The following is a 1,620-nucleotide window of genomic DNA, read 5'->3' on the forward strand; positions in this document are numbered from 1 at the left end:
GACGGCAGCGACGAAGCGCCCGGAGAAGAGTCCGGCGAAGAAGGCCGCGGGCAAGAAGGCGGTGGCTGAGAAGGCGATCGCCAGGAAGGCGAGCGCCACGAAGGCGGCCGCGAAGAAGGTCGCCACTGCGACGGACGCCGCCGGGACGGCCGTGGCGAAGAAGGCGTCCGCGAAGAAGGCGACGGCAGCGAAGGGCACCGCCAGAAAGAGCACCCCCGCCGAGGCCACCGCGACGAAGGCCGCCGCCGAGAAGAGCACTTCCGCAACCGCTGCCCCGGCCGGGCATGTCCCGGCCGAGACGACCACCGTCGCCTCCGACCGCGTCACCGTCTCCGGCCCCGCCGAGCCCCCGAAGTCCCCCAAGCCGAAAAAGGCCCCCGCCCCCGCGGCGGCCCCCGCCCCCGTCTCCCCCGCCCTCGACGCCGGTGACCGTGAGCGGCTGCTGAGCGGTACGCATCATGATCCGCACACCGTGCTGGGCGCCCACCAGGTGGCCGGCGGGGTCGCCTTCCGGGCGTTCAGGCCGTACGCCCTGTCCGTGACCGCCGTAGCCGGGGATCTGCGGGCGGAGCTGCACGACGACGGGGACGGTTTCTTCTCCGGGCTGCTGCCGCTGTCCGAAGTGCCGCCGGGTTACCGGCTCCTCGTGCGGTACGAGGGCGCCGAGCAGGAGGTCGAGGACGCGTACGGCTTCCTGCCCACCCTGGGCGAGTTCGACCTGCATCTGATCAATGAGGGCCGGCACGAGGAACTGTGGACGGTGCTCGGCGCACACCCGATGACGCACCAGGGTGTGAGCGGCACCCGCTTCTCCGTGTGGGCGCCGAACGCGCGCGGCGTCCGTGTGGCCGGCACCTTCAACTTCTGGGACGGCACGGGTTATCCGATGCGCTCGCTCGGCTCCTCCGGCGTCTGGGAGCTTTTCGTGCCGGCGATCGGCGAGGGCGAGCTGTACAAGTTCGAGATCACCCGGCCCGACGGCTCGAAGACCCTGCGCGCCGACCCGCTGGCCCGCCGCACGGAGGTCCCGCCGAACACCTCGTCCGTCATCACCGCCTCGCACCACGAGTGGCAGGACGCGCCCTGGCTGGAACAGCGCGCCGCGCTGCCCGCGCACGAGGCGCCGTTCTCCGTGTACGAGGTCCATCTCCCGTCCTGGCGCCCTGGATTGACGTACCGTCAACTTGCCGAGCAGCTGCCCGCGTACGTGAAGGACCTCGGCTTCACCCACGTCGAGCTGATGCCGATCGCCGAGCACCCCTTCGGCGGCTCCTGGGGCTACCAGGTCACCGGCTTCTACGCGCCGACGGCCCGCCTCGGCTCCCCCGACGACTTCAAGTACCTGGTCGACGCGCTGCACCAGGCGGGCATCGGCGTCCTGATGGACTGGGTGCCGGCGCACTTTCCGCGCGACGACTGGGCGCTGGCCGAGTTCGACGGCCGCCCCCTGTACGAGCACGAGGACCCGCTGCGCTCCGCGCACCCCGACTGGGGCACCCTTGAGTTCGACTACGGCCGCCGCGAGGTGCGCAACTTCCTTGTGGCGAACGCCGTTTACTGGTGCAGGGAGTTCCACATCGACGGCCTGCGGGTGGACGCCGTGGCCTCCATGCTCTACCT

Annotated in this window: 1 protein-coding gene; it reads left to right on the forward strand. The window is 71.3% G+C overall.

Translation table 11 applies throughout. From position 1 onward, the window contains the following. A partial coding sequence (gene glgB / locus JYK17_RS40090) for a 1,4-alpha-glucan branching enzyme (protein WP_222812312.1) occupies window positions 1-1,620 on the forward strand: 1,620 nt, incomplete at both ends.

The sequence above is a fragment of the Streptomyces plumbidurans genome, from assembly GCF_019857225.1.
Taxonomy (GTDB): domain Bacteria; phylum Actinomycetota; class Actinomycetes; order Streptomycetales; family Streptomycetaceae; genus Streptomyces; species Streptomyces plumbidurans.